We start from the raw sequence: 26,925 nt of genomic DNA, 5'->3' as shown, positions 1-26,925 counted from the left end.
GGCTCGTTCGGTGGTCGATCCGTTACCGAACGGCGATCGTCCTGAGTGGTGAGCACATCGCCACGACGACGGCGCCGGCGAACACGAGGGTCACCGCGAGCAGCGCGACGCCATCTCCAGCGACGGTCATGAGCGCGCCGCCACCCACTGCTCCTGCAGCCGCGAGAGTTCTGTTCGCGCTGCGCATCGTGCCGTTCATCCGACCGAGCAGCGCGTCGGGTGTAACGGTCTGGCGGAGACTCATCTCGTTCGCGTTCTCGCAGCCCGCTGCTGCGCCGTGCACGGCGAAGGCGACGAACAACACCGCGACGGTCGCCGGTGTTCCTGCGGCGCCGGTGCCCACCGTCGTGAGCGTGACGGCGGCCCAGGCGATCGGGTACGCGGCTCGAGCGGCGATGATCGTCCGGCCGGCGCCGAAGCGGGTGCCGAGGCGAGGCGCCGCGGTAGCGCCGAGGAGCATCGCGACACCGCTGACGGCGAGGATGCCCCCGTACACGGCCGCTGGGATCGCGAAGGTGCGGAGCGCGAGTGTCGCGAACACCGTCAGTCCGGCGGCGTTGGCGAGGAACCAGAGATGTGTCGACAGCGCCAGCGGTGCGAGCGTCGCATGACCGTACGTCCACCGCAGACCGTCGGCGATGTCCCTCCGCAACCGCGCACCCGCCGTGCGCGCTGGCGTCTGCTCGTCGACGCGGACGCGCGCGATGAGAACGGCGTCGACGAAGTAGCTCACCGCGTCGAGGGCGATCGCGACCGGCGCGGTCACGATGCTGACCAGGACACCTCCGAGAGCCGGCCCCACCGTCTGCGCTGCCGCATCACTCTGGTCGACCCGCGCGTTCGCCGCCAGGAGGAGCGGGCGAGGGACGATTCGAGGGAGCAGGGACTGCGTTGCGGCGAATCCGATGACGGACAGGATGCCGAACACGAACAACGCCGCCGCCGTCACCCAGAGGTTCAAGAGCCCGGTGAACCAGAGCACCGGGATCGCGCCCAGGCACACGCCACGACCCACACTCGCCCAGATCAGGAGTGGCTTGCGCCGGAATCGATCGACGTACGCGCCGACGATCAGCCCGAACAACGCGTACGGGAGGAACTGGGCAGCGTTCACCAGCCCCACCTCGAACGGGCTGGCGTGCAGCACGGTCACCACGAGAACCGGTACGGCGACCGCACTGACTGCGGATCCGAACGACGAGACGGTCGCAGCGGACCAGTACGGGCGGAACCCGGGCACTCCACGCAGCGTGGTCGCGTCCTCGCCCATGCGCCAACGCTGGCAGACCGCGACGCTGCGAGCAAGACAGTTCGCCCAAGACACTGTTCAAGCGTCGATGTCGGTCGGCTCGGCGACTTGTACGCGTCCCGGCAAACCCCGGACCGCTCTGTGCCAAGCCCAGGCGGCGGCGAGGAACACACCCGTGGCGATGAGCCAGAGCAGCCAGGGCGTGCGCGAGTCCAAGAGTCCGAGAGTGAGCGGGAACAGTGCCATGCCGATCGAGCTCGCGGTCTGGAACACCCCGATCGCTCGGCCGCGGATTCGAGGGTGTGGAGCTTCGGCCATGACCGCGTTGGCGGCCGGGAGGTAGATCATGTCCGCAGCTGCCAGCAGGATCGCGACCACGATGACGAAGGACCACGCCGCCAGCCCGTGCAGCGGAGGAAGAACGATGAGCGGTGCTGCGGTCGCGGCAGTCAAGACTGCGCCGAGCGCGATGAGCGTTCCACGCTGCTGACCAGCAACCCAGCGGGTCACGGAGGTCTGGAGCAACGCGCACAGGCCCGTAGCGACAGTGAACTGGACGGGCGCGACCGCTGGGGACATGCCCCACTGCTCGACGAACAGAACGCTGAACGCGACGTTCGGCAACACCATTGCGGGACCGATGAGGAACTGTCCGAGCGTGATGAGTCGCATCGACCGGTCGGCGATGAAGGAACGAAGTGACCCGGTCGTGTCCGCCCCTTCCGCATCGGCGAGGGCGGACGTCGGCGTGGATCGGTGCCCGGTGGGTTGCGTCGCGAACACGCCGGCCGCCACAACGCTGGTGACGACGTTGGCGAGGACCAGCCACCGCAACCCGTCTTGGTGGCCGTTCGCGAGGGTGACCGCGGCGATGATCGCGCCAGCGCCGAGCGCTGCGGCCTTCGTCGCTTCGAGGAACGCGAACCACCGCTCGAACGGGCGGCCTTCAGCGAGGTCGTGGACGTACGCGGTCCATGAGGTCCAGTAGAGCCGCTCGGAGCCGTTGGCCAGGAAGATCGCCGCGAAGATCATCATCGGATCGTGAGCGAACAGGTAGAGCGTGAAGCCCGCTGCTGAGAGGAGGTTGTTGAGGATCATCGACGCCTTCGCGCCGAATCGATCGGTGAGGACGCCACCGACCAGTCCGATCGGGAGGGCAACCAGTGTCGCGACGGTGGAGACGGCGCCGAGCACTGCAAGCGGCACGTCGGTGGTGATGGTGAAGTAGACGATCGTCAGTGGCAGCGTGAGGCCGGCGCCGATGGTGTCGGTCAAGACTGCGAAGGTGACGAAACGGTGTTCGCGCAAGCTCGCGAGTGAGGCCCGAAACCGGGCAGGGGTGAAGAGCATGGATGTGGTCCCGTGAAGTCGTCGCACCGCCGTCGCACGACGGCGCGGGCAAGCAGAAGCACGCGAGCAGGACGCTCGCGTCGGGGAGGGGCCGACCTTCGTGGTCAGCTCAGTACTGCGTTGCCATGACTCCGGGAGGGATCGGCCGCGGTCCGACGAGCTCGGGCGCAGGCTTGGTGGGGAACAGTCGACGAGGGGCACAGAACGGCATCGTTGCCACCCTTCGCCATCATCGGACCAGTTGAACGAACGCTAGCAGCGCTCAAGATGAGAGATCAACGTGAATAAGCAGCTGGCGATCGGTCAACGAGACGGCCGGTGGTCGGCCGGCCAAGCTCGCCGGTGTCTATCCGCGGAGCCGGTCCGCGGCATCCGACGCGGCATCGACCATGCGGCGGATGAACGCGGCGTGGTGCTCGAGCTCCGCTGCAGGCACCTGTTGCAGGGCGGCAGCGATCTCGGCGGTCGACCGCTCCGTGAACGCCCGCGCACGTTCCCGTGCCGCCGGTGTCGGACGGAGCGTCACCCGGCGCCGGTCGGTGTGCTCGCGGCTGCGTGCGAGCAGACCGGCCGCTTCCAAGCGGTTCAGCAGCACCGTCACGGAGCCGGAGGTCATACCGATCCGCTGCCCGAGCCGTGCGGGCGACAGCGGTTCCCCGGACGAGTCGGCCCAGAGCACCTGTCCGAGGGCGTTCGCATCTGTGGTCGGCAGGTCGAGCCAGGAGGACATCAGCTGGTTGAGCTCCGCGAACGCCACCGCCCATGTCTGGAGCGCCTCCATCACCTCGACCTGAGGCGCGTCCCACTCCATCCCGAACACGTCGTCCATCAGATTCCTTTACTGTGTAGTATCTTTACTGTAAAGCTCGCAACGGAGGAGCACCATGGCAAACCGCACCGCTGTCATCTCAGGAGCCAGTATCGCTGGACTCTCGACCGCCTACTGGCTCCGACGGACCGGATGGGACGTGACCGTCATCGAACGAGCCGCTGCGTTCCGTGACGGCGGACAGAACGTCGACGTCCGAGGCGTCGCGCGCGACGTGCTTCGCAGGATGGGCTTGTTCGACGCCGTGAAGGCACGGAACACCACCGAAACGGGCACCGTCCTCGTCGACGGGCGAGGGGCCGTCACCGCCGAACTGCCCTCCGACGGGGCCGGCGGTGCGACAGCGGAACTCGAGATCCTGCGCGGCGACCTCGCTCGGACGATCCTCGACAACCTGCCGGTCGGCGTCTCCTTCATCTACGGGGACACCGTGTCGGACGTCGCCGACGACGCTGCGGGAGTCACCGTGACGACCGCGAAGGGACAGCGCCTGAGCGCGGACCTGTTCGTCATCGCCGAAGGTGTGCGGTCCCGGACCCGTGCGATGGTCTTCGCCGAGGGCGACGTCGACCAGCGCGACCTCGACGTCACCATGGTGTTCGGGACCATCCCGCGGACCGACAACGATGACGACCGTTGGCGGTGGCACAACGCCGTTCGCGGACGCCAGGTCCACCTCCGACCCGACCCGTACGGCACCACCCGCGCGATCCTCGCCTACTCTCCCGGGGACAACGTCATCGGTCTGACTCGTGAGCAGACACTGGCGGCGGTGCGGCGCAGGTACGACGGAGTCGGGTGGGAGGCGCCGCGGGTCCTGGACGCGCTCGACACGTCCCCGGACGTCTACATCGACCAGCTCCAGCAGATCCGGATGCGGACCTGGCACCGCGGCCACGTCGTGATGGCCGGGGATGCCGGATGGTGCGTCACACCGATGGGCGGCGGCGGCGCCTCGCTCGCGCTCACCGCCGGGTACGTCCTGGCCGCGGAGCTCGCCGACGCGACACAGGACCAGGAGGCAGCGCTGACCGCGTACGAGAAGTGGATGCGTCCTCTGGTCGACGATGTGCAGGACCTCCCTCGCGGACTCAAGGCCCTGGCGTACCCGCAGTCCCGACTCGCGCTCGCGCTCCGCGGGCTCCTGAACAAGGTGTTGATGTCGCGGCCGCTTCGACCCGTCGCCATGAAGCTCACCCAGGTCGCCGAGACCGATCGGGAGTTGCCGGTCCTCCTCGATCGCTGAGCCCGCAGCGCGGGAGGGGCAGCGATCATCAGCGGCGAGAAGGTCACCACCGTCCGGTGGAACGAGTCCGTGCAGGTCGGCGCGGCGACGTTCGTCTTCGACGATCACCCGACCGCCGAACCGTTGGCCGGCGAGATCACCGCCGTGCACCGGTACCGGCTCGACACCCTCACGGCAGAACAGGCGCATCAGCCGCCGGAGACGGACATGCGGCGCTTCGGCCAGCAGCTCCGTGAGAACTACTACCCCGACATGCCGGACGATGCGATCGTCGAGGTGGCCGAACTCACGACCGGGCCGTCTCAGTGGTCGCAGCCCGACCTCGACGTGGTGACGCGCGAGTTCACGCTCGTCGGGGTGAACCCCGCCCTCGACCAGTTCACGGAGCTGGCCGACGAACTGCGGGTCCGCGCCGAGGAGCAGGCGGCTCGGCACGGCCGCACGCTGGCGGCCGTGCCGAAGGCTGCGTGAAGCCGGCTCCTACGACGCGAGCATCTGCGCCACCACCGCGTGCAGCTCCCTGGGGTCCCCGGCGAGCATCTGCTTGATCAACGCGGCCTGCTCGTCCACCACGACCTCGTAGTCGTCGCGCTCGACCCCGTCCAAGGTGGCGCGCGCCACATCCGCAGGGTCGGTCTTGGCCATCGAGATCCCCGCGGTCATGTCGGTGTCGGCCACTCCGAGGTGCACGGACATCACCGCGGTCCCTTGGCCGGCCAGCTCGTGCCGCAACGCGTTGCCCATGTTCCACAGGGCGGCCTTCGACACCGCGTAGGCGGAGGCTCCGGGCATGGCGAGCCACGAGGCACCCGAGGCGATGTTCACGATGCTCCCACCGCCGTTCGCCGCCAGGACGGGTGCGAACGCGCGGATCACGGACAGGGTGCCCCAGACGTTCGTGTCCATGTCGGCGTGGGCTGCGTCCAGATCGCCCAGCAGGGTCGCCGTGGTCGCGATCCCGGCGTTGTTGATCAGGAGATCGACGTCGGTCGCGACCGCGGCGGCCGCTGCGACCGACGCGGGGGAGGTGATGTCGAGGGCGAGGCGCTCGACGCCCTCGAGGTCGATCAGTTCGGGGCGTCGGGCGGTGGCGTAGACCTTCGCCCCGCGGGCGATCAGCTGTGCGGCGAGGTGGCGTCCGATACCGCGGTTCGTGCCGGTGACGAGGGCGGTGGCTCCAGAGAGGTTCATGCCCGCTACGGTAGAACCTGACGTCAACGTGAGAATCAAGCCCGAGGGACAGAACGATGCGGATTGGTGAACTCGCAGAACGGGCCGGCGTCAGCGTCCGGTCACTGCGGTACTACGAGGAGCAGGGCCTCCTGGAGTCCGAGCGGACCGCGGGCGGACATCGGGAGTACCGCGAGCCCGATGTCGCGCGGGTGCGCTTCATGCAGATGCTCTACGCGGCGGGCATGCCGAGTCGTCGGATCGTCGAGATCCTGCCCTTCCTCGACACCGGGGTCGCGACGCGGATGATGCTCGACCACTTCGACGAGGAGAGCGATCGCATCCGGCGCCAGATCGAGGCCCTCGGCGCCACCCATGACCGCCTCGTGAGGCTCCGCGACATCGCGGCGGAGTCCGTTGCTGGGCGACCGCCGGAGGAGTGCCGCTCGTCGGCGAACGCCGCCGCCGCCTGAGCACCCCGACTAGCTGGCGGCGGGCCTGCTGAACAGGTTGACGACGTTGCCGTCCGGGTCGCGGACCAGTGCGGAGCGGTTGCCCCACGGCATCGTTGTCGGCTCCAGGACGACGTCGTCGCTGCCGAGCTGCAGTCCGGCGAAGTCGACGTCGACGTCGGCGACCTCGAACTCGATGAACACGGAACGGTTCGTCGCGGGCGTCAGCGTGCCTCCGAGCACGGCCACTGTCGCGGTGCTTGCGATCGCGAGGGTCGCACCCGGGCCGCTGAACTGCGCGAAGACCGGTGCGGGGCGCTCGGCCGGCTGGCCGGTGATCCGCTCGTAGAAGGCGACCATGCCCTCGAGGTCGTCGGCGATGATGCGGACGGATGCGAACGACATGGGGTTCCTCACGGTGGTGCTGCTGACTCGGAGCGACCAGCTTCACCGGCCGCCGCGACACCGTCCTGTCGGTGTTTCCGGAAACCGACCGCGTTTCCGGAAACCGACCGCGCTAGTCGTCGAGGACCGGCCGGAGTCGTCCGTACTGGATCGCGAGATCCTCGGATCGCAGGACGCGCTGCGCCGGCCGCTCGTCGGTGACCTCGACCGACAGCATCCGGTCGCCGCGGAACGCCCGCACCCCGTCGCGGGTCCGGCACCAGGCGATCAGGTACCACTGACCGTCCTTCCCGATCGACCCCAGCGGCTCGACGTCGCGGACGGACTCCGCTCCGCCGGCATCCCGGTACCGGAGTCGCACGACCCGATCCGCGCGCAGGGCCGCCGCGAACTCGGCCGGGACGGCCGTGTCCTCGTCGTTCTCCAGGAAGTGCACCCGGGATGCCAGTGCGCTGGCTCGTGCGGCGTCCCCGGCGGGCATCACCGCGAGCGTCTTCCTGGCCGCGGTCTGCGCCGCCTGCCGGAACGGACTCCGCCCCAGCGAGCCGAGCCCGATCAGCACCGCGAGGGCCTCGTCCGGCGTGAAGCCCGCCGGGCCGAGCGTCGCGGACGCGTCGATGACGTACCCGCCGGTCCGGCCGGGCTCCGCCCAGATGGGCAGACCCGACTGCTGCAGCGCGGAGATGTCCCGTTCGATGGTCCGGACCGACACCTCGAACCGGTCCGCGAGACGACGCGCGCTCCGCGACTGCGGGGAGACGGCGCGCAACTCCTCCACGAGGCCGTAGAGCCGATCGGTGCGATTCACCTCGCCATCTTCGCCGTCGTGCCGACGTTCCGTCAGATCCACGCCGTCTCGTCTGCCACGTGACGGACTGGAGGCGCGGTGCCAGCTGGCACCGCGCCTCCAGTCCGTCCTGGGGTCGCGCCCAGGGCGTGTCAGGACTCCGACAGGAATCCGGCGCGAAGCGTGAGGGCTCCGTCAGGGAAGCGCGGCCGCCGTCGGCGGTCCGGCATGATCGGCAGGTTGCCCGCATGCACCACGGAACCAGGAGGACACCGGTGGCCCTCATCGACAACGGCATCTACGTCAACGGAACCCGAACGGAGTCGCCGCAGGACCTCAGCCTGACCGACGAGGCGCTCGACGCTGCCGGAAGCGGCGCGATGGCCTGGATCGGGCTCTTCCGACCGACGGCCGCCGAGCTGGCCTCGGTCGCGGACGAGTTCGGGCTGCACCCGCTCGCGGTCGAGGACGCGCACAAGGGACACCAGCGGGCGAAGCTCGAGCGCTACGGCGACACCCTGTTCGTGGTGCTGCGACCCGCCTGGTACGACGAGGACGAGGCGACCGTCGAGTTCGGTGAGGTGCACCTGTTCACCGGGCGCGACTTCGTCGTGACCGTCCGGCATGCGGAGCAGCCGAACCTCGCCGACGTGCGGAAACGACTCGAAGCCGATCCGGACGCCCTCGGGCGCGGGTCCGAGGCGGTGCTCTGCGCGGTCCTCGACGAGGTCATCGACAGCTACGCCCCGGTCGTCGCCGGGCTGCAGGACGACATCGACGACATCGAGGACGACCTGTTCGACGGTGACGTCGACCCGGCGTCCTCGCGGCGGATCTACCAGCTGCTCAGCGAGGTCATCGGGTTCCAGCGCGCCATCGGCCCGCTTTCCGGGATGCTCAACGCGTTGCTGCGCGGCGCCGAGAAGTACGGCACGGACATCGAGGTGCAGAACCAGCTGCGGAACGTGCTCGACCACGCGATCCGCGTGACCGAGCGGGTCGACACGTTCCGGACACTGCTCGAGAACGCCCTCACGCTGCACTCGACCCTGGTGACGCAGGAGCAGAACGACGCGATGCGCCGGATGACCAGCGCGAGCCTGGCGCAGGGGGAGGAGAGCCGGCGGCTGGCGCGGGCGTCAATGGAGCAGGGCGAAGAGGTGAAGAAGATCTCGTCGTGGGCGGCGATCCTGTTCGCGCCCACGTTGGTCGCGTCGATCTACGGCATGAACTTCGAGCACATGCCCGAGCTGCGGTGGGTGTGGGGGTACCCGGCGGCGATCGTCGCGATGGTCCTGTTGGCGGTCGTGCTGTGGGCGGTGTTCAAGCGGCGGCACTGGCTCTGAGCGTGCGTGACGACGGACTGGAGGCGCGGTGCCAGCTGGCACCGTGCCTCCAGTCCGCCGGTCAGTCCGTCCAGGTCTGCTGGACGAGCGCTTTCAGGAGACCGTCGGTCGGGACGTTCGACTGCGTGATCGAGATCCAGGTGTCGCCGCGCACGAAGAACGTGTGCGTCGTCTCCACCCGGTCCGAGTAGTACATCGCCGTCTCGGTGTGCTGGCACGAACGTCCACCGAGCGTGTCGGTGCAGGTCCAGCCCTTGTCGGCGATGACGCGGAGGCGAGCCTGCAGGACGTCACGATCTGCCGTGCCCATCTCGAGGAACAGCCCCTCGTCGCCCTCGGAGGTACCGCCCGGTGTCCAGGAACAGACCAGCTCCGCGTCCTCCTTGAACGGGATCTCGGGGTCGATGTAGTAGTCGGTCCTGCCGCCCGGTACCTGGGGGCGGAACTGGGTGATCTCCAGCGAACCGAACAAGCGGGGAGCGTCGGCGGCGGGCACGGCGTCGGTGCACGCCCCGGGGATCGTCGCCGTGGTGTCGGCCGGCGCGGGGGTCGGCGTGATGCGGGCCGCGGACGGTGACGGTGACCCGGTCGGTGCCGGTGTCGGCGGTGCAGAGGACGGCGCGGGTGCGGGAGCTGCGGCGAAGGGCGTCGGAACGAGTCCGAGCGCCACCGAACCGCTCGCGGTGCCGATGCCGAGCACGGCGATCAACGCCACGATGAGCCCGGCGCGACGGTGTGTGGAAGCCGGGCGAGGCTTGTCGTGCATGCCCCGGACGACCTGCTGCCGCATGCCGGCGAGCATCCGCTGCATCTCGTCGCCTCCGGGCGGCTCGTTGCTCATCGGGGACCCGTGGTCGGTTCGTCGTTCATCGTTCATCGTTCGTCACCGCCTTCTTGATCCGTGCACGGGACCGCCACACGCGCTGGGTGACGGCGCCGACGCTCATGCCGAGCAGGTCGGCGGCCTCGGCGTAGGAGCGGCCCTCGATGAGGCAGAGCTCGCACACCTGGCGATCGAGTGGTGCGAGCGCGTCGATCTCGGCGCGGACCCACCGCAGCCGTTCGCGGGCGTCGTCGTCCGGCTCGGGCGCGGCGAGCTCGTCGGGCAGGTCGACACCCTCGTGTCGCCGCTGCTGTCGCCGCAGGTTCGCGGCGTGGTTCCGGCACACGACGAGCAGCCACGGCAGGAGTGACTCCCCGGGGACCTCCACGGTGTCGGCTTTCTGCCAGAGGGTCAGGAACGCGTCCTGCACGATCTCCTCGACGTCCATGCGCCGCGTGACCAGTGCCCACGTGTACCGGGTCATGGTCTCGGCGTGACGGTCGAACAACGCGGTGACCGCACTGCGGTCGCCGCGCGCTGCTGCCGCCACGAGCGCGCTGTCCGGCTCGGCTGATCGGTTCATGTCCACCCCCTTCACTCCGCAGTGTGCACGGAGGGGACATCCTCACAGATCCTTCGCCGCCGGGCGTGTCGTGTGGCCGAGGGGCACCCCGGAGTCGGCGGTCACAGGGGTGCCATCGCGTCGCCCGGTCGCGTCAGATGTCGGTCTCCCTCTCGGCCTCCGGCATCAGGTGGGTCCGACGCGAGACGACGTCGTCCGCCTCCATGTCCCGGTAGCGGCGCGCGTCGGCCAGTGCCCGCACGAGTTCGGTGGCGGTCAGCGGGACGACGTACGCCGGGGTTCCGCGTTGGAACCGCCAGCCCTCGCGGAGCGGACCGGCGTCCACGACGTCGAAGCCGATGCTCTGGATGAGCTCGCTGACGGTGTCCTTGGCTGCGGCGTCGTCGCCCGCGACGGGCAGCGCTCGCCGGGGTCCTCCGCCCGGCCGTGCGTCCGTGGCGATCTCCTCGGCGTAGATGCTGTTGAACGCCTTCACCACACGAGCGGCCGGGAACGAAGCCTGCAGGAGTTCCGACGTGGTGGTCGACTCGTCGTCGAGCGCTTCGATGTGTCCGGACCAGTCGGTGTAGTAGTTGCCCGCGTCCATGACGATCCGGCCGTCCAGCGCGGCCGCCGGGAGCTGGTCGTACCGGTGCAGCGGGACGGCGAGCAGCAGCATGTCCGCCCGCTCCGCTGCCCCGACCACGGTGTCCGCGGATGCCCGCTCGCCGAGTGCGGCCACGATCTCGGACAGGCTCTCCGGGCCGCGCGAGTTGGCGAGGACGACATCGTGGCCGGCGGCGACGGCTGCCCGCGCGAACCCCGCTCCCACCTTGCCGGTGCCGATCACTGCGATGACTTTCATGGCGACGCTCCTGCCGTGTCGTGGGCGGCGTGCGGCACAGGTCGCACCACGGTCCTGCCGCCCTCGGTCCATCGTGGGGCGGCTCGGACCCGGTGTCTTCCGTCACGTGACGTAGGGGGGAGGGTCAGGGGGTCAGTGACCGGCGCCGAGGTTCCCGGCGAGGCGGCTGTGGAACGCCTGGCTGGCGTCGTTCATACCGCGGATGTCGACGCGCTTGCCGTGCTGGTGGTACTTCGTCTCGATGGCGTCGAGCGCGGCGACGGTGGAGGCGTCCCAGATGTGTGACCCGGTCATGTCGATGACGACGAGTTCGGGGTCGTCGACATAGTCGAACTGGGTGGTGAGGTCGTTGCTCGACGCGAAGAAGAGTTCGCCCTCGACCGTGTAGAGCGCGTGCTGCTCACCGGTGGGGAGGGTCTCGATGCTCCGCGACACGGTGGTGAAGTGGGAAACGCGGCGTGCGAAGACGATCATCGCGGCGATGACACCGATGATCACGCCGATGGCCAGGTTGTCCGTGGCGACGACGATCACGACGGTGAGGACCATGACGATGGTCTCGCCGACCGGCATACGCCGCAGTGTGGACGGCTTGATGCTGTGCCAGTCGAAGGTGCCGACGGAGACCATGACCATCACGGCGACGAGTGCGGCCATCGGGATGATCGCGACGACGTCGCCGAGTCCGACGACGAGGACCAGCAGGAAGACCCCGGACAGGAACGTCGAGATCCGGGTACGGGCGCCGGAGGCCTTGACGTTGATCATCGTCTGGCCGATCATCGCGCAACCGCCCATGCCGCCGAACAGGCCGGAGGCGATGTTCGCCACCCCCTGCCCGAGGGCTTCGCGGGTCTTGCGGGAACCGGTGTCGGTGACCTCGTCGACGAGCTTCGCCGTCATCAGCGACTCGAGCAGGCCCACCAGCGCCATCGCGAGGGCGTAGGGGGCGATGATCGTCAGCGTCTCGAGCGTCAGCGGGACGTTCGGGATGAACAGGGTCGGCAGGCTGTCCGGGAGCTTGCCCTCGTCGCCCACGGTGGGGATGGCGATGGACGCCAGCACGGTGACGAGCGTCAGGACGACGATCGCCACGAGCGGTGCCGGGATGGCCTTGGTGACACGGGGCAGGAGCACGATGATCGCGATGCCGACGGCGCCGATCGGCCAGACGAGCCAGTCGACGCCGATGATGTTCGGCAGCTGCGCGGTGAAGATCAGGATCGCGAGGGCGTTGACGAACCCCACCATCACCGACCTCGGCACGAAGCGCATCAGCTTGGCCGCGCCGAGCCCACCGAGGACGAGCTGGAACACGCCGCCGAGCAGGACGGTGGCGATCAGGTAGTCCAAGCCGTGCTCCTTGACCACGGGGGCGACGACGAGCGCGATGGCTCCGGTGGCGCCGGTGATCATCGCGGCACGTCCGCCGACGAACGAGATGACCACGGCCATCACGAACGCCGAGAACAGCCCGACGCGGGGATCGACGCCCGCGATGATCGAGAACGAGATCGCTTCCGGGATCAGCGCGAGGGCCACGACGAGGCCGGCGAGGACCTCGCGGAGCAGGATCTTCGGGTTCCGCAGGGCGGACAGGACGGTGGGGCTTGTGTGCACCGGAGCCGGTGCGGGCGTGACGGTCGTCACGGTTCTCCTTCGGTGAGGGATGCGGACGCTCGGCGTCCGCGAGGGAATGTCGTGGGGCGCTTCGTCGCGCGCACTGACCGAGTGCGGCCAGGGACCCGAACCTTCCGCTACGGAAGGGTTGGTCGTGTTCGACTCTAACGCAACGGAAGGGTTGCTGCGCAAGCATCGGTACGATCGGTCGGGACCGGGCAACCGGGCGGAAGGGGTCAGCAGTGACGGACGCGGCAGGAGCATCGACGATGCGGATCGGTGAACTCGCCGACCTGACCGGGCTCTCCATCCGGACCGTGCGGCACTACGACGACGTCGGGCTGCTCCACCCCACCGGCCGGACCGAGGGCGGCTTCCGGCTGTACTCCGACGACGACCTGCAACGCCTGCTCGTCATCCGCCGGATGAAGCCCCTCGGCTACTCCCTCGAGCAGATGGCCGAGCTCCTCGGCATCCTCGACGGGCTCCAGGTGGCGGACGGCACCGAGCGGGACCGGCTGCAGGCGCAGCTCGACGCGTACGTCGTGGACACCGAGGAGCGCCGCGCGAAGCTCGCCCGCAACCTCGAGTGGGCCGACGAGTTCCTCGGCATCCTGCGCGCGCACTGACACGCCGTGACGGACTGGAGGCGCGGTGCCAGCTGGCGCCGTGCCTCCCGTCCGTCCGCTGGTCGCGTCGCGCGACCGACGCCGGCTTGTTCACCCAACCGACGCATGCGCGTGGCAGGGTGGTCCGGGGCATCGTCGCCCGCAGCCCAGCCAGCCGCCAGCGGAGCACGATGCCAACACCCGACCTGATGATCGTCACGGACCTCGACGGGACGTTCCTCGACCACCACGACTACTCGTTCGACGCGGCCCTGCCGATGCTGGAACAGCTGCGGGCGGACGACGTCCCCGTGGTGTTCTGCAGCAGCAAGACGCGTGCCGAGATCACGGCGCTGCAGGCACGCACCGGGCTCGACGGACATGCGTTCGTGGCGGAGAACGGCGCGGTCGTCGTCGGACCGGCGGGCGACGTGCTGGTCGGACCGGTCGCCGGAGACCTCGAGCGGCTGCACGCGGAACTCGACCGCGTCCGCCAGTCACTTCAGCTGCGGTTCGAGACCTTCGGCGACGTGACCGACGCGGTCGTCGCCGCGTGGACCGGCCTCGACCTCGAAGCGGCCGGACGAGCACAGCAGCGCGAGGCGTCCGAGGTGCTGCTCTGGCACGCCGAGGACGACGACCGAGCGGACGCGTTCCGCGCGGCGCTCGCCGCGGTCGGCCTCGACCTGGTGCGCGGCGGCCGGTTCTGGCACGTGCTGCCGACGGGCCGCGACAAGGGCGCGGCCGTCAGGACGTTGATCGCCGACCACGAGCGTCGGACGGGGACGGTCCCGCGCACGGTCGGACTCGGTGACGGCCCGAACGACACCGCGCTGCTCGACGCGGTCGACTTCGCCGTCGTGGTCCGCGGACACGGCCCGGCACCCGGACCACTCGCCGACGACCGCCCCGAGCGCGTCCACCGCACGACCTCCCCCGGCCCGCAGGGCTGGACCGAGGGCCTCACCCGGTTCACCACCCCGTCCGTCAGGAGCCACCGATGAGCGACTTCCACCAGAACGGCGTCATCACGACGTTCCACGACCTCGGTCGCCGCAGCACCGCGAGCCTCGAGGACGACCTGCGGGGCTTCGCCGAGAAGCGTCCGATGAGCCTGATCCTGCCGGCGCTGTACTCCGAGCTCGAGCGTCCGGCCCTGTCGCGGATCGTCGACGAGCTGGCCGAGGCCGACTGGCTCAGCGAGATCGTGATCGGGCTCGACCGCGCCGACCGCTCCCAGTTCGAGCACGCCCGCGAGTTCTTCTCGCGGCTGCCGCAGCGGCACCGGATCCTGTGGAACGACGGGCCGCGACTGCGCGAGCTCGACGCCGAACTGGAGCGCGCGGGCCTGGCGCCGGGGGAGCCCGGCAAGGGCCGGAACGTCTGGTACTGCACCGGGTACGCCCTGGCGTCGGAGCGGGCGGACTGCATCGCCCTGCACGACTGCGACATCACCACCTACGAGCGGGGCATGCTCGCGCGGCTGTTCTACCCGGTCGCGAACCCCGCGTTCGACTACGAGTTCTCGAAGGGCTACTACGCCCGCGTCGCCGACGGCCGGATCAACGGCCGCGCCGCACGGCTGCTCGTCGGGCCCCTGCTCCGCTCGCTCCGCCAGGTCTACGGGGAGTCCGAGTACCTGGAGTACCTCAGCAGCTTCCGGTACCCGTTGTCCGGCGAGTTCGCGATGCGCGCCCACGTGCTGAACGGCCTGAAGATCCCCGGCGACTGGGGACTCGAGATCGGCATGCTCTCCGAGGTCTACCGCGACTACGCGACACGGCAGGTGTGCCAGGTGGAGATCGCCGACGCGTACGACCACAAGCACCAGCCCCTCGCCGAAGCCGACGGCACCGGCGGCCTCGCCCGGATGGGCAACGACATCGTGCAGTCGCTGCTCCGGAAGCTCGCGACGATGGGCGTCCCGCTCACGTCCGACTCGTTCCGGGTGCTCAAGGCGACGTACTACCGGAACGCACTCGACATCGTCGAGGTCTACCGGCACGAAGCCGAGATGAGCGGGCTCGCGTTCGACCAGCACGCCGAGGAAGCCGCCGTGGAGCTCTTCACCAAGGCGATCCTCGACGCCGGCGGCGCCTTCACGGCGCGGCCGAACGACAAGCCGTTCATCCCGAGCTGGAGCCGGGTGCGCTCAGCGGTTCCGGACGTGCTCGACCGGCTGCGGGACGCGGTGGAGGCGGACCAGCAGGACTGACCGGTTCGCTCGACCGGGTGACGGCGTCGACGAAGCCGTCAACGACCAGACCGGCGCAAGCCGTCGAGGGGGACCCACCCTGGCTGCGAGCGTTGCCACGATCGGAAACGGTCGATGCGCCCCTGCGCGGCTGCCACGGCAGGCCGAGCCCGCCGGATCACGCGGCTCCGCAAGACGAGGAAGCCCGAGCCCACGAGGACGAAGAAGCCCGCCAGAGCCAGCCCCGTAATTCGGATCGGACCGACTACCGACCAGCCGATCGAGGCGCCGCCGAGCGCACACAGCACACAGCCCCAGAACAACAGTCGGCTCGCGGTGTGCCGGAAGGTCCGGACGAGCCGTTCATCGTGTTCGATCGTCGGCGTGCTGCCGGGCTCTGACTCTGCGAACCCCACCCGGAGCCGCATCACGAGCCCCAGATGACGTACGCGACGACCCCGAGGACGACGACACCGCCGATGGGAACGAAGAAGATCCAGTCGTTCCGGATCGGCGCGCTACCCGGTTGATGGTCTCGCTGGAACGGGGCGACCGGGTTGCCGCTGACCCCGGGGAGGAAGTCGGTCGAGTGCTGTCGGACCGGTTCTTCGGGACGCTGGTCGTGCATGTGACCCCCCAGAGTCGACGGGTGCTGATGACCCTCCCGTCGATCTTGCCCGACATCGGGTGCCTTGACCATCACCGGTGCAATCGGCCGACTCGTCATCCGTGCTGCGGGTCCCACCCGTCGGATCCCGGCGCCCAACCGAGTTCCGGACCGAGACGCTCAGCGATGTCGGTGATGATCTGCGCGTAGTCGTCGGGCTCGAACGAGAAGGGGAGCGCGAAGGCGACCTCGGTGACCGCCTGGTAGCCGACGTCGGCACGCAGCCGGTCCGCGATCTCGGCCGAGGTGCCCACCAGGTCGGCGGCGAAGAGCATCCCGGCGGGGCCCTGCGGCACGCCGACGCGACCCGAGCGGCTGTCGACGTAGGCGCGGTAGCGGGCCGCTTGCTCGGCGGTCGCGGTGTCGGTGGGGATGACGACCAGGCCCTGCGAGACGCGGGCGGCAGCGGGGTCGGGGTGGACGTCGAGGTAGGCGTCGATCTGGGCGCGCTGGTTCGTGGCGAAGTCCGTGCCGACCTCGCTGCGGGTGACGCTCGAGGTGAGCAGGTGGAAGCCGTTCTCACCTGCCCACACGGCCGACTTCGTGCTGCCGGTGCCGTACCAGATCCGGTCGGCCAGGCCGGCGCTGTGCGGCTGGACGGTGCTCGCGAACTCCTCGATGCCGCGGCGTTCGACGGTCTCGGTGGCCGTCACCGGGTCGCCGCGCACGAGGTCACGGAAGCGTAGGAGCCGGTCGTTGCCGAGGTCCTCGTGCTCCAGGGTGTCGGGGTAGATCGCGTCGCGGTACAGGTCGAAGTTCATCGGCGTGCCGACCGAGAACCCGGGGTTCAGACGGCCGCCGAGCAGGACGTCGACCGTGCTCAGGTCCTCCGCCAGGCGGAACGGGTTCTCAGCACCGAGCGGGGTGACGGCGGTGCCGAGGTCGATGCGCGAGGTGCGCTGCGAGGCCGCCGCCATCACCGCGACGGGGGAGGAGATGCCGTGCTGCAGGTGCCGGTGGCGCAGCCAGGCGCTGTCGATGCCCAGGGCCTCGGCGCGCTCGATCACGCGCAGGGTGTCCTCGTGGCCCTCGGACGGTCGTGCGGGGTCGAACGATCCGATCGTCAGGAAGCCGAGCCGGTGCAGGGGAGTTCCGTCGAGGGGCATGGGTCGATCGTGCCAGATGCGTCGTCCGTTGCGGCTGTCGATGACCGTCGTGCAGCCGCCGGGTCAGTCGCCGCTCTCCTTGATCAGCGCTTCGACGTTGTTCCCGTCCGGGTCGGACACGAACGCGGTGTACGCGCCGTACTCCGGCCAGTAGCGCGGCTCGTGCCGGGACACCCCGCCGGCGGCGACGGCTTCGCGGTGGAAGGCGTCGACCTCGCTCCGTGATCCGGCCTCGAACGCCAGGTGGAGTCCGCGCGTCGTCGCCTCGGGGGTCCGGGCGGTCTCGAGCGAGACGCTCGGGGTGTCGTCCCCGTGCTGCCAGAACTCGGCGACGGCGTCCGTGCGGTGGCCCGCTCCGATGCCGAGGGGCGCGAGGGCGGCGGTGTAGAACGCGTCGCTCGCGGCGAAGTCGCTGGCGAAGACGCCCAGGTGGTGGATGAGGTGACGACCCGGCATGGGACGACCCTAGGCCGCCGTCACGGCATCCGTCCGGGCAGCTTCCCGGTCCCGCTGGCAGGCTGGATCCGTGCACATCACCCTGGACTCAGCGACCGACATCGTCATCTCCGGCATCCGCTTCCCGGAGGGCAACCGCTGGCACGACGGACGGCTCTGGTACTCCGACATGCACACCGGCGAGGTGTTCTCGGTCGACCCGTCCTCGACCGACGGCCCGCGGCTCGAGGCCACCGTCGACGGGCAGTCGTCGGGACTCGGGTGGCTGGCCGACGGGCGGCTCATCATCAGCTCGATGGAGTCCCGCACGGTCGTCGCCGTCGAGCCGGACGGCAGCACCTCGGTGTTCGCCGACCTGTCCACGATCGAGTCGTCGCTCGTGAACGACCTGGTCGTCGACGCCCGGACCGGCCGGACCTACATCGGTGCCTTCGGCTACGACCTGTACGCGGGTGAGGAACTGCGCCCCGGCCCGCTCTACGTGATCGACCCCGACGGCTCGGTCCGCCTGGCCGCCGAGGGCCTGGTGTTCCCGAACAGCGCCAACATCCTGCCCGGCACCCGGACGCTGGTGGTCAGCGAGACGTGGGGTGGCCGGCTCACCGCGTTCGACATCGAGGACGACGGTTCGCTCACCGGGCGGCGCGAGTGGGCAGCCCTGCCCGGTGGCGTGACCCCGGACGGCAGCACCGTCGACCGTGACGGCGCGATCTGGGTCTGCTCGGTCGACACGGGGGAGTTCCTGCGGGTCGTCGAGGGTGGCGAGGTGACGGACCGCATCGACGCACCCGGGGACTGCGCGATCGACTGTGCGCTCGGTGGCGAGGACGGCCGCACCCTCTACCTGGCGACCGCCGACAGCTACGACCCGGCGGTGACGGCGACGACGCGCGCCGGTCGGATCAGTTCGGTGCGCGTCGAGGTCCCCGGGTGGTGAACCCGAGCGACCTCGCCGAGGCGACGCGTCGTGCCGAGTACCTGGTCGAGCACGGGCCGACGGTGGTCGTCATGTCGCAGCAGGCGGGGTTCGCCGGCATGTCGATCCTGTGGGCGTTCATCAGCGTTCCCTCCGTGCTCCGCACCGACTCGGTGATCTGGTTCCTGTTCGCCCTGGCCGGAGCGGTCGTGAACGTGACCGCATGGGTCCGTGCTCGACGCCACCGCAGGCTTCTGCCGTACCTCGTCGAGACGCCGCAACAGCCGCTCGGCGTGCTCGCCCCGGCGGACCGCAAGTCCGTCACCCGACAGGTCAGCGGACGAGCACCGGTGCCGCCCGAGGCCGTGCCACTCTTGCGGGCGATGCTCGCGTGGCAGCGACGCTCCACCCGGATCTTGGCCCCGACCCTGATCGGCACCGGGCTGAGCCTGTTGGGACTCGGAGGCGCCACAGCCCCGACGTTCGGTTCGGATTGGGCGTTCCTGGTGTTCATCGCCGTCATCGCGGTGTTCGTCACGGTCGCGACGGTGATCGGCGTGCGTCGAAGCCGCCGAGTCCTGGCCGAGATCGATCGGGCAGGCGCGCCCGTCTCCTGAGCGAAGGGAGGGCGCCGCTCGGTGCGAGGTTGCACACGTGGTGCGAGGCATCCGGGCTCGCGCCAGGTGTGCAACCTCGCACCAGACGGAACCGGCGCCAGGCGACAGGGGCGACACGGACGGCGCGCACCGCCCGCCACCACGCGCACCCGCGTCGCCCGCACCCCTCCGGGTACGGCAGACTCAACGGACAAGCATCCAGGAGTGATCGTCATGTTCGTCGCCGCCATCGTCTTCCTCGTCATCGCGCTCGTCGCGCTCTTCTTCCGAACACGCACCTACTCCACCCCCGCACGACCGGCCACACCCGGTCGCGAGGCACGTCCCGCCGTCCCGACCCGCCGCCCGAACCTCATCGCGACGTGGACCGCGGCCGCCGCCGGCGTCCTGTTCGTCGGGCTCACGCTCGGCAGCACCCTGTACGCGCAGGACACGGGCGAGTCGAAGGTCCAGGTGGACATCTCCGGCAACATCGTCGGGCAGACCACGGACTCCGGGTTCCACTTCAAGGCACCGTGGGCGACGCTCCACACGTTCAACATCCGGAACCAGACCGTCACCTACATCAACGCGGTGAACGGCTCCGACTCGGACAACAACGGCAACGTCCGCTCCGGCCCGTACGTCACTGTGCAGGACCAGGACGGCGTCTCGTCGAACGTCAGCCTGAACCTGCAGTACAGCATCGACGCGAAGTCGGTCACCGACATCTACCGGTCGTACAAGACCGAGGAGAACTTCAAGACGCAGTTCATCGGCAACTCGGTGCGCAGCGTCGTCCGCCAGGTGCCGAACGACTTCACCACCATCGAGCTCATCACCAAACGCGGCACCGTCGAGAAGGCGATGATCCAGGCGCTCGAGACGCGCTGGAAGGGCTCGGGCGTGCACGTCGACAACTTCGCCCTGCAGGAGATCACCCCGCCCAAGTCGGTCATCGACGCGTACGCCACGGCGCAGCAGGCGCAGATCCAGGTCACGAAGGAGCGCGCGCTCCTGGATGCCAAGAAGGTGCAGGCGCAGCAGCAGGTCGCCGAGGCGCAGGGTCAGGCCGACGCGAACGAGGTCCTCAACGAGCACCCGCTCTCCGACGCCGCGCTCAAGCAGCGCGAGATCGAGGCGCTCAAGAGCGCCGGCGACAACGGCTCCCTGATCGTCGTGCCGCAGGGCACCGACAACATCCTCAGCCTGCCGGGGACCTCGGGTTCGAAGAGCAAGTAGCGCTCGCCGAGACGGACCGGAGGCACGGTGCCAGCTGGCACCGTGCCTCCAGTCCGTCCGCGTTGCGGGGTCCAGGGCCCCGCTCAGGCCGCGCCGTGACTGGCGCGGCTGCGCCGCGAGAGCGAGTCGATGATGACGGCCAGCAGCAGGACCGCGCCGGTGATCATGTAGCGGATCGACGAGTCGAGGCTCAGCAGGGTGAGCCCGTTCGAGATCGACTGGATCACGATGATGCCGAGCAGTGCCGACCAGGCGCTGCCACGGCCACCGAACAGGCTGGTCCCGCCGATGACGGCTGCGGCGATCGCGTTGAGGTTCGTGTCGCCGGCGCCGGACGACAGGCTCGCCGAGTTCAGTCGGGCGGCGGCGAGGATGCCGCCGACGGTGGCGAAGAGCGAGGTCAGCATGAACACCGAGATGTAGATGCGGTTCACCCGGATGCCGGAGCGCCGTGCAGCCTCGACGTTGCCGCCGACCGCGAAGACCGAGCGGCCCCAACGGGTGCGCTTCAGTACGAAGTTCATCAGCACGACCAGCACGATGAAGAACACGAACGAGGTGCCGGTGCCAAAGTCGCGCGACAGGTACCAGACCATCAGCGCGAGGCCGAGGAACAGGGCGACGGCCTTCACGATGGTCAGCGACATCGCGCCGGTCGACAGCCCGGCACGGCGGCGGCGGGCAGCGCGTCGGATCTCGGTGAAGAAGAGTCCTCCGGCGGCCAGGACGGCGAGCAGGTACGCGAGCCACGGCGGCAGGTACGACGCCGAGGCGAACTGCACGATCGGGGAGTCGTACGGCAGGTTGATCGAGCCGTTCGGGCCGAGGATGAGCAGCTGCAGCCCGAGGAACCCGAGCAGACCGGCGAGCGTGATGACGAAGCTCGGCACCCCGAAGCGGGTGAACAGCAGGCCGTAGAGCAGGCCGGCGGCGGCACCGACGGCCAGGGCGACGGTGAGCACGAGCCACAGGGGCCAGCCGAGCGTCGTGAGCCCCTGGCCGAGGATCGCGGCGGAGAGCCCGCTGACGCTGCCGACGGACAGGTCGATCTCGCCGAGCAGCAGCACGAGGACGATGCCGATCGCGATGGTGCCGACCGCGGCGCACTGCAGGGCGAGGTTGACCAGGTTGCCCGGGGACAGGAAGTCGGGGGAGAGCGCCTGGAACACCGCCCAGATGACGATGAGCCCGACGACCACCGGCAGCGAACCGATGTCACCGCCGCGCACCCGGCGGACGAAGGCCTTCGCCGCGCCGCCGATCCCCTGGTCGCGCAGGAGCCGCTCGTCCTGCAGGTCCGCGGCCGAAGGAGTCGGGGTCGCTGCGGTGAGGGTCTCGTCGGTCTTGCTCATGCGCTGGTCTCCTGCTCGGTGCGGGCGGCGGCGCGACGGGTGACGGCGTTGTCGGTGGCGCCGGTGATGGCCGCGATGATCTCCTCGTAGGAGACGTCGTCGATGCGGAACGTGCCGTTGTTCCGTCCGAGCCGCAGGACCGCGACCCGGTCGGCGACGGCCTGCACGTCCGCGAGGTTGTGGCTGATGAGGACCACGCCGAGGCCGCGCTCGCGCAGGCGTTCGACGAGGTTGAGGACCTCGGCGGTCTGCGCGACGCCGAGTGCGGCGGTGGGCTCGTCGAGGACGACCACCTGCGGGTCGCCGATCAGCGAGCGGGCGATCGCCACGGTCTGCCGCTGCCCACCGGACAGCGACGCGATCGGGATGCGCACCGACGGGATCCGCGCGGCGAGCTGCTGCAGGAGCTCCCACGAGCGGCGCTCCATCTCCTCTTCGTCGAGGAAGGGGTGGGCGATCTCGCGCCCGAGGAACAGGTTCGAGACCACGTCGAGGTTGTCGGCGAGGGCAAGGTCCTGGAACACCGTGGCGATGCCGAGGGTCTGGGCCGCCGCGGGGTTCGGGACGCTGACCTCGTCGCCGCCGAAGGTGATCGTGCCACCATCCGGTGTGTAGACCCCGGCGAGGATCTTCACGAACGTCGACTTGCCGGCGCCGTTGTCGCCGACGATGGCGACCACCTCGCCCGGGTAGACGTCGAAGTCGATGTCGCTGAGGGCCTGGACGGCGCCGAACCGCTTGGTGATCCCGCGCAGGGACATCACCGGGTCGGCGGAGGGGTGTGCTGCTGGTGACGCGTTGCTCACGGGTGTCGTGCTCACGGGTGTCGTCCTCGATCGGTGAGGCCCGCCCGGTCCGCAGTCGGACCGGGCGGGCAGAGGGGGTCGGACCTACTTGATGCCGGCGCTGTCGCAGGCTGCCTTGTACTGCGCGGTGCAGATCTTCGACACCTCGTACAGGCCGTCCTTGACCACGGTCGACTGCACGTTGTCCGTGGTGACGGCGACCGGGTCGAGCAGCGTCGACTGGACGCTGGCCCCGCCGGCGGTGTCGACGGTGGTGTCGCCCTTCGGGGTCTCACCCTTCGCGAACTGGATCGCCAGGTCGGCGGCCTTCGACGCCTCGGGCTTGAAGGCCTTGTAGACGGTCATGTACTGCTCACCGGCGAGGATCCGCTGGATGCCCGCGAGTGAGGCGTCCTGCCCGGTGACGGGCGGGAGCTCGGTGACGCCGGCCGACTTCAGCGCCGCGATGACGCCGCCGCCGGTGTCGTCGTTCGCCGCGTAGACGCCGGTGATCTTGTCCTTGCCGAGCTTGCTGATCTGGCCGGCTGCCCAGTCCTGCGCCTTGGCGGGGTCCCATCCGGGGGTGTCGTACTCGGCGAGCACCTTGTAGCCGCTGTCGTCGATGACCGAGTGGGCGCCCTTCTTGAACTGCGAGGCGTTGTTGTCGGTGGGGGAGCCGTTCACCATGATGATGCCCGAGCCCTCCGGGACCTTCTTCGCCTTGAGGGCGTCGACCAGGGCCTGCCCCTGCAGCTCGCCGACCTTCTCGTTGTCGAACGAGATGTAGTAGCTCAGGTCGGGGCTGTTGATGAGCCGGTCGTAGGAGATCACCGGCACCTTCTTCGCCTTCGCCTGCTGGACGATGGACGCCGCGGCCTCGCCGTCGAACGGGTCGAGGACCAGGACCTTGACGCCCTGCGTGAGCATCGACTGGGCCTGCTGCAGCTGCTTCGACGCGTCGCCGTCGGCGTTCGCGTAGATGACCGAGCAGCCGCTGCACTGCTTCTTCACCTCGGCGGTGAAGAGCGGACGGTCGGCGCTGGCGTAGCGGGCGGTGACGGAGTCGGGCAGGAGCAGGCCGATCTTGGCCTTCGACGCGTCGCCGCCGCCTCCGCCGGAACCGGTCCCGGCGTCCGCGCCGTTGGAACAGCCCGCCAGGGTGGTGATCGCGAGCAGCAGGGCGCTGACGCCCAGCATCGCTCGTGTGGTGGATTTCTTCATTGAAACGTCCTCCAACAGTGGACCGCCCCCATCGGCGGTGCCCTGAGTGTGACAGCGAGCGTTCTTGGCTGCAAGAGTTGAACGCAAGGACCGCGCGCCGTGACGAAAACGTTATCCGGAGGGCGCGGAGCGGCACGGCCGGCGCAGCGCGGAGCGCCCCGGCCTGCACGGGGTGCCCCGGCCGGCACGGCCCGGCGCGTCTCCGCCTAGCGTGCGCGCGTCACGTCCACGGCCTCGATCGCCAGGGCCAGCGCGCCGGTCACCGAGGCCTTCTCGCCGAGCTGCCCCTGCACCACGTCCGGCGTGCCGTCCACGTCGACGATCAGCGACGACTCGAGGGCCTGCCGCATCGGGCCGAGCAGGAGTTCCCCGGCCCGTGCGAACTCGCCCGTGACCACCACCCGCTCCGGGTCGAGGACGTTGCAGAGTCCCACCGCTGCCGAACCGATCGCGCGCCCGGCGTCGGCCACTGCGCGCATGCAGACCTGGTCGCCGCCCATCGCGCGCAGGATCAGGTCCGCCAGCTTCAGGGTGCCGACCTCGTCGCGGACGCCCTCGAGCACCGCGGGTGCGCCGGCGATCGCCTCGAGGCACCCGCGGTTGCCGCACCGGCACAGGGGTCCGTTCGGCAGGACGGGGGTGTGTCCGAATTCGCCGGCGATGCCGTGGTGCCCGCGGAACAGGCGCCCGCCCAGCACGAGTCCGGCACCGATGCCGTTGCCGACGTCGAGCGTCACCACGGTGTCGCGGCCGCGTGCCGCCCCGCTCCGGTGTTCGGCCAGGGCGGCGAGGTTGGCGGAGTTGTCGACCTGCACGGGCTTGTCCATCCGCCGGGCGAGCGACTGGCCGAGCGCGATGCCGTCCCAGCCCCGCAGGATCCCGCCGCGCGCCGTCATCCCGGTGCGGGCGTCGATCGGGGCGGCCACGGCGAGGCCGACTGCGAGCACCTCGTCCATCGACGACTCGATCGACTCCACCATGTCCAGCACCAGCAGCGCGGTCTTGTCGAGCTCGGCGTCCGCCCGGTGGTCCCGCGCCAGGGGCATGTGCCGCTCGGCCAGGACGGCGCCGTTCAGGTCCGACAGCGCCAGCCGCAGGTGCCGCGGCGAGACGTGCACCCCGGCGACCAGCCCGAGGCCGTGCGGCAGGGTCACGCGGAGCGCCCGGCGGCCGCTCGAGGTGCTCGGCGTCGCGTGCAGGGCGCCGGTCGCGACGAGTTCCTTGACGATGTTCGAGACGGTTGCGGGGGAGAGCCCGGTCACCCCGGCGAGCTCGACCTGCGTCAGCCCACCGTGCCGCTTCACCGCGCTGACGACCCGGCCCCGGTTGGCTTCACGCAGTGAAGCTTGGTTCCCCGGACTGCGGCGCGGCTCTGACACGGGGACAGCGTAACGGGCGGGTCCGGAACGCTCGCCGTGACGGCCTGGAGGCACGGTGCCAGCTGGCACCGTGCCTCCATGCCGTGGGTGGTCCCGTCCACGGCCCGCGCCTGTCGTCAGACGCGTGGCGCCGTCCGGTCGAGGCGCGGGGTCGGGATGCCGAGCGCGCCGGCGGTGCGGCGGACGTCCTCGAGGACCGCCAGGGGTTCGGCGGCGGAGGGGTCGTCGTGTGCCGCGAGGCTCGCGCGGGCGATCGGCACCAGTGCCGTGGCCGCGGCGACGAGTGTTGCCGTCGTCCCCGGCAGTCGGACGGGCAGGGTCGTGGAGCGGTGTCGGGAGAGGTCGACGCCCCGTGCCTCCAGGACCGGGAGGAGCTCGCGGCCGGTCAGGAACGCGTCGCGGAGCGCGCGCCGGTCCCCGACCATCGTCGCCATGCCGCCGCTGCGCAGTGCCTGTGCGAACATGCCGGCGTCGAGCACGAAGTGCAGCCACAGCCATCCGCGGATGTCGTCCTCGTCCTGCACGGTGAAGCCCGCCCGCTGGAACACCGACCGCACCAGCTCCCGTCGGTCCGGAGTCGCGCCGGTCGTCCCGAGCCGGATCGACCGGAGGACGGCGCCGTGCAGGACCCCGTCGGCGTCGAACCCGCCGCCGGCTCCCGGGAACCCGAACAGCACCCGGTCCGCGGCGAGCGGTGCGACCGCGGCGAGGGGTTCGTCCCACACGTTGCCGAGGACCAGCACGGTGGCGTCGCCGATGTGCGGTGCCAGGGTGGCGACGGCCTCCTGCAGCCGGTGGTGACCGACGCTGAGGACGACGAGGTCGTACGCGTCGTCCGTGTCGATCGACTCGACCAGTCGCGTCGGTGACGTCGATCGGGTCCGCCACCCCAGCGGTCCGCGGCGGCCGTCGATGACGTCGGTCTGCACGGTGTCGCCGTACTCGGCAGCGCGCCCGGGCCGCACCAGGTGGTCGACCTGGTGCCCGGAACGTTGGAAGGCCTGGCCGTAGATCGTGGCGATGACGCCCCGGCCGAGCATGAGGATCCGCATCAGGCACCCGTCCGCTAGTCTGGAGACGATCTCCACTTTGAAGATATGGAGATTGTTTCCACTTGTCAAGGAGCGCCCGTGCCGGTCGAGGAACCCCTGCCTGCCGAGAAGCCGATGCGCGCCGACGCCCGTCGGAACCGTGACGCGATCGTGGCCGCTGCCCGGACGGCGTTCGAGCGTGACGAGCAGCTCCGGTTCGACGACTTCGCCGGACGCGCGGGAGTCGGCGTCGGCACCCTCTACCGACACTTCCCGACACGCGAAGCGCTGGCGGCTGCGGTCTACCGGGGTGAGGTCGACGTCCTCTGCCGCCGTGCTCGTGACTCGACGCGACCAGCGGCTGAGAGCCTCGACGACTTCCTGCACGGGTTCGTGGAGTACGTGGTCGACCACGCGGGGCTCGCGCGCACCCTCGCCGCCGTGGTCGACGCCACCACGCAGGCCGAGGGCGGGGGAGACCTGGAGCGGACGCTCGCCGAGTTGATGGCGCGCGCTGCCGCCGACGGGGCCGTCCGGTCCGACGTCGCCCCCGGGACGGTGCTCATGCTGCTGCACGGCATCGGGGCCGGGATCGATCGCCCCGGGTGGGCGACGGAAGCCCGTGCTGCCGCCGACCTGATCTCCCGAGGGCTCCGGGTCCGCTGATC

The 26,925-nt window shown here is 70.1% G+C and carries 29 protein-coding genes; 11 read left to right on the top strand and 18 right to left on the bottom strand.

Going from position 1 to position 26,925, the window contains the following annotated elements; genetic code table 11:
• Positions 1–22: 22 nt before the first annotated feature.
• The 3 genes from DEJ02_RS11310 to DEJ02_RS11300 all read right to left on the bottom strand — a co-directional run bounded on the left by DEJ02_RS11310 (position 23) and on the right by DEJ02_RS11300 (position 3,428).
• Positions 23–1,270: an MFS transporter gene (locus tag DEJ02_RS11310; RefSeq protein WP_111033152.1), complete on the bottom strand. Its 1,248-nt coding sequence runs from the start codon at positions 1,268–1,270 to the stop codon at positions 23–25.
• A 57-nt stretch (positions 1,271–1,327) separates the two neighbouring features.
• A complete protein-coding gene (locus tag DEJ02_RS11305) occupies positions 1,328–2,524 on the bottom strand; it encodes an MFS transporter (RefSeq protein ID WP_181440334.1) in 1,197 nt (398 codons plus the stop codon).
• Between the two features lie 421 nt (positions 2,525–2,945).
• The gene (locus DEJ02_RS11300) at positions 2,946–3,428 is read right to left on the bottom strand and encodes a MarR family winged helix-turn-helix transcriptional regulator (protein WP_111033150.1); all 483 of its coding nucleotides are present in this window, start codon (positions 3,426–3,428) and stop codon (positions 2,946–2,948) included.
• A 55-nt stretch (positions 3,429–3,483) separates the two neighbouring features.
• On the opposite strand from DEJ02_RS11300, the gene DEJ02_RS11295 reads away from it, so the two are divergent.
• Positions 3,484–4,674: an FAD-dependent monooxygenase gene (locus tag DEJ02_RS11295; protein WP_111033149.1), complete on the top strand. Its 1,191-nt coding sequence runs from the start codon at positions 3,484–3,486 to the stop codon at positions 4,672–4,674.
• Positions 4,675–4,698: 24 nt separating this feature from the next.
• Positions 4,699–5,145: a hypothetical protein gene (locus tag DEJ02_RS18685; RefSeq protein ID WP_309147170.1), complete on the top strand. Its 447-nt coding sequence runs from the start codon at positions 4,699–4,701 to the stop codon at positions 5,143–5,145.
• A 9-nt stretch (positions 5,146–5,154) separates the two neighbouring features.
• Here DEJ02_RS18685 and DEJ02_RS11285 read toward each other — a convergent pair whose 3' ends face one another.
• Positions 5,155–5,865, bottom strand: coding sequence for an SDR family oxidoreductase (locus DEJ02_RS11285; RefSeq protein WP_111033148.1), 711 nt, complete (start codon positions 5,863–5,865; stop codon positions 5,155–5,157).
• A gap of 56 nt (positions 5,866–5,921) precedes the next feature.
• On the opposite strand from DEJ02_RS11285, the gene DEJ02_RS11280 reads away from it, so the two are divergent.
• The gene (locus DEJ02_RS11280; protein WP_111033147.1) at positions 5,922–6,317 is read left to right on the top strand and encodes a MerR family transcriptional regulator; all 396 of its coding nucleotides are present in this window, start codon (positions 5,922–5,924) and stop codon (positions 6,315–6,317) included.
• A 9-nt stretch (positions 6,318–6,326) separates the two neighbouring features.
• Here DEJ02_RS11280 and DEJ02_RS11275 read toward each other — a convergent pair whose 3' ends face one another.
• Both DEJ02_RS11275 and DEJ02_RS11270 read right to left on the bottom strand, forming a co-directional pair.
• The gene (locus tag DEJ02_RS11275; protein ID WP_111033146.1) at positions 6,327–6,701 is read right to left on the bottom strand and encodes a VOC family protein; all 375 of its coding nucleotides are present in this window, start codon (positions 6,699–6,701) and stop codon (positions 6,327–6,329) included.
• Between the two features lie 112 nt (positions 6,702–6,813).
• Positions 6,814–7,509 carry a YafY family protein gene (locus tag DEJ02_RS11270; RefSeq protein WP_111033202.1) on the bottom strand — a complete coding sequence of 232 codons (696 nt, stop codon included), beginning with the start codon at positions 7,507–7,509 and terminating at the stop codon, positions 6,814–6,816.
• Between the two features lie 254 nt (positions 7,510–7,763).
• On the opposite strand from DEJ02_RS11270, the gene DEJ02_RS11265 reads away from it, so the two are divergent.
• The gene (locus DEJ02_RS11265) at positions 7,764–8,834 is read left to right on the top strand and encodes a magnesium and cobalt transport protein CorA (protein WP_111033145.1); all 1,071 of its coding nucleotides are present in this window, start codon (positions 7,764–7,766) and stop codon (positions 8,832–8,834) included.
• Between the two features lie 61 nt (positions 8,835–8,895).
• On the opposite strand, the gene DEJ02_RS11260 is transcribed toward DEJ02_RS11265, so the two are convergent.
• The 4 genes from DEJ02_RS11260 to DEJ02_RS11245 all read right to left on the bottom strand — a co-directional run bounded on the left by DEJ02_RS11260 (position 8,896) and on the right by DEJ02_RS11245 (position 12,734).
• Complete coding sequence (locus DEJ02_RS11260) at positions 8,896–9,675, bottom strand: hypothetical protein (protein ID WP_111033144.1); 780 nt, start codon at positions 9,673–9,675, stop codon at positions 8,896–8,898.
• 25 nt (positions 9,676–9,700) lie between these two features.
• Positions 9,701–10,240, bottom strand: a complete 540-nt coding sequence (locus DEJ02_RS11255) for an RNA polymerase sigma factor (protein WP_083389453.1) — start codon at positions 10,238–10,240, stop codon at positions 9,701–9,703.
• Between the two features lie 133 nt (positions 10,241–10,373).
• Positions 10,374–11,156, bottom strand: a complete 783-nt coding sequence (locus DEJ02_RS11250) for an NADPH-dependent F420 reductase (protein ID WP_111033143.1) — start codon at positions 11,154–11,156, stop codon at positions 10,374–10,376.
• Positions 11,157–11,216: 60 nt separating this feature from the next.
• A complete protein-coding gene (locus DEJ02_RS11245) occupies positions 11,217–12,734 on the bottom strand; it encodes a SulP family inorganic anion transporter (protein WP_111033142.1) in 1,518 nt (505 codons plus the stop codon).
• A gap of 212 nt (positions 12,735–12,946) precedes the next feature.
• Here DEJ02_RS11245 and DEJ02_RS11240 point away from each other — a divergent pair, with 212 nt between their 5' ends.
• From DEJ02_RS11240 to DEJ02_RS11230, 3 genes are all read left to right on the top strand, one after another.
• A complete protein-coding gene (locus tag DEJ02_RS11240) occupies positions 12,947–13,333 on the top strand; it encodes a MerR family transcriptional regulator (RefSeq protein WP_111033141.1) in 387 nt (128 codons plus the stop codon).
• Between the two features lie 170 nt (positions 13,334–13,503).
• On the top strand, positions 13,504–14,316 hold the full coding sequence (locus tag DEJ02_RS11235; RefSeq protein ID WP_111033201.1) for a mannosyl-3-phosphoglycerate phosphatase: 813 nt from the start codon (positions 13,504–13,506) through the stop codon (positions 14,314–14,316).
• On the top strand, positions 14,313–15,527 hold the full coding sequence (locus DEJ02_RS11230; protein WP_111033140.1) for a glycosyl transferase: 1,215 nt from the start codon (positions 14,313–14,315) through the stop codon (positions 15,525–15,527). Before DEJ02_RS11235 ends, DEJ02_RS11230 begins: the two co-directional genes overlap by 4 nt.
• A gap of 406 nt (positions 15,528–15,933) precedes the next feature.
• Here the strand turns inward: DEJ02_RS11230 and DEJ02_RS11220 are convergent, their stop codons facing one another.
• The 3 genes from DEJ02_RS11220 to DEJ02_RS11210 all read right to left on the bottom strand — a co-directional run bounded on the left by DEJ02_RS11220 (position 15,934) and on the right by DEJ02_RS11210 (position 17,735).
• Positions 15,934–16,134 carry a hypothetical protein gene (locus DEJ02_RS11220; protein ID WP_110864786.1) on the bottom strand — a complete coding sequence of 67 codons (201 nt, stop codon included), beginning with the start codon at positions 16,132–16,134 and terminating at the stop codon, positions 15,934–15,936.
• 95 nt (positions 16,135–16,229) lie between these two features.
• On the bottom strand, positions 16,230–17,279 hold the full coding sequence (locus tag DEJ02_RS11215; protein WP_111033138.1) for an LLM class flavin-dependent oxidoreductase: 1,050 nt from the start codon (positions 17,277–17,279) through the stop codon (positions 16,230–16,232).
• Between the two features lie 63 nt (positions 17,280–17,342).
• On the bottom strand, positions 17,343–17,735 hold the full coding sequence (locus tag DEJ02_RS11210; RefSeq protein ID WP_111033137.1) for a VOC family protein: 393 nt from the start codon (positions 17,733–17,735) through the stop codon (positions 17,343–17,345).
• A 70-nt stretch (positions 17,736–17,805) separates the two neighbouring features.
• Here DEJ02_RS11210 and DEJ02_RS11205 point away from each other — a divergent pair, with 70 nt between their 5' ends.
• The 3 genes from DEJ02_RS11205 (at position 17,806) to DEJ02_RS11195 (ending at position 20,489) form a co-directional block, all read left to right on the top strand.
• Positions 17,806–18,672, top strand: a complete 867-nt coding sequence (locus tag DEJ02_RS11205; protein WP_111033136.1) for an SMP-30/gluconolactonase/LRE family protein — start codon at positions 17,806–17,808, stop codon at positions 18,670–18,672.
• Positions 18,669–19,268 (top strand): hypothetical protein, encoded by a 600-nt coding sequence (locus tag DEJ02_RS11200; RefSeq protein ID WP_146249271.1) that lies wholly within the window; start codon positions 18,669–18,671, stop codon positions 19,266–19,268. The genes DEJ02_RS11205 and DEJ02_RS11200 overlap by 4 nt, the downstream gene beginning before the upstream one ends.
• Positions 19,269–19,481: 213 nt before the next feature.
• Positions 19,482–20,489 (top strand): SPFH domain-containing protein, encoded by a 1,008-nt coding sequence (locus DEJ02_RS11195; protein ID WP_152377666.1) that lies wholly within the window; start codon positions 19,482–19,484, stop codon positions 20,487–20,489.
• An 83-nt stretch (positions 20,490–20,572) separates the two neighbouring features.
• On the opposite strand, the gene DEJ02_RS11190 is transcribed toward DEJ02_RS11195, so the two are convergent.
• The 5 genes from DEJ02_RS11190 to DEJ02_RS11170 form a co-directional block, all read right to left on the bottom strand.
• Positions 20,573–21,841: a sugar ABC transporter permease gene (locus tag DEJ02_RS11190; RefSeq protein WP_071404281.1), complete on the bottom strand. Its 1,269-nt coding sequence runs from the start codon at positions 21,839–21,841 to the stop codon at positions 20,573–20,575.
• A complete protein-coding gene (locus tag DEJ02_RS11185; RefSeq protein WP_110864792.1) occupies positions 21,838–22,602 on the bottom strand; it encodes an ATP-binding cassette domain-containing protein in 765 nt (254 codons plus the stop codon). Before DEJ02_RS11185 ends, DEJ02_RS11190 begins: the two co-directional genes overlap by 4 nt.
• A gap of 129 nt (positions 22,603–22,731) precedes the next feature.
• The gene (locus DEJ02_RS11180; RefSeq protein ID WP_111033134.1) at positions 22,732–23,847 is read right to left on the bottom strand and encodes a sugar ABC transporter substrate-binding protein; all 1,116 of its coding nucleotides are present in this window, start codon (positions 23,845–23,847) and stop codon (positions 22,732–22,734) included.
• A 206-nt stretch (positions 23,848–24,053) separates the two neighbouring features.
• Positions 24,054–25,226, bottom strand: a complete 1,173-nt coding sequence (locus tag DEJ02_RS11175; RefSeq protein WP_111033133.1) for an ROK family transcriptional regulator — start codon at positions 25,224–25,226, stop codon at positions 24,054–24,056.
• A 116-nt stretch (positions 25,227–25,342) separates the two neighbouring features.
• Entirely contained in the window at positions 25,343–26,278 is a 936-nt protein-coding gene (locus DEJ02_RS11170; protein ID WP_111033132.1) for a ketopantoate reductase family protein, read from the bottom strand.
• Between the two features lie 78 nt (positions 26,279–26,356).
• Here DEJ02_RS11170 and DEJ02_RS11165 point away from each other — a divergent pair, with 78 nt between their 5' ends.
• Positions 26,357–26,923, top strand: coding sequence for a TetR/AcrR family transcriptional regulator (locus DEJ02_RS11165; RefSeq protein ID WP_111033131.1), 567 nt, complete (start codon positions 26,357–26,359; stop codon positions 26,921–26,923).
• Positions 26,924–26,925: the final 2 nt, after the last annotated feature.

Origin of the sequence: Curtobacterium sp. MCLR17_042 (genome assembly GCF_003234695.1) — a bacterium.
GTDB classification, from domain to species: Bacteria; Actinomycetota; Actinomycetes; order Actinomycetales; family Microbacteriaceae; genus Curtobacterium; species Curtobacterium flaccumfaciens.
This window is presented reverse-complemented; position numbering and strand designations above follow the sequence as displayed.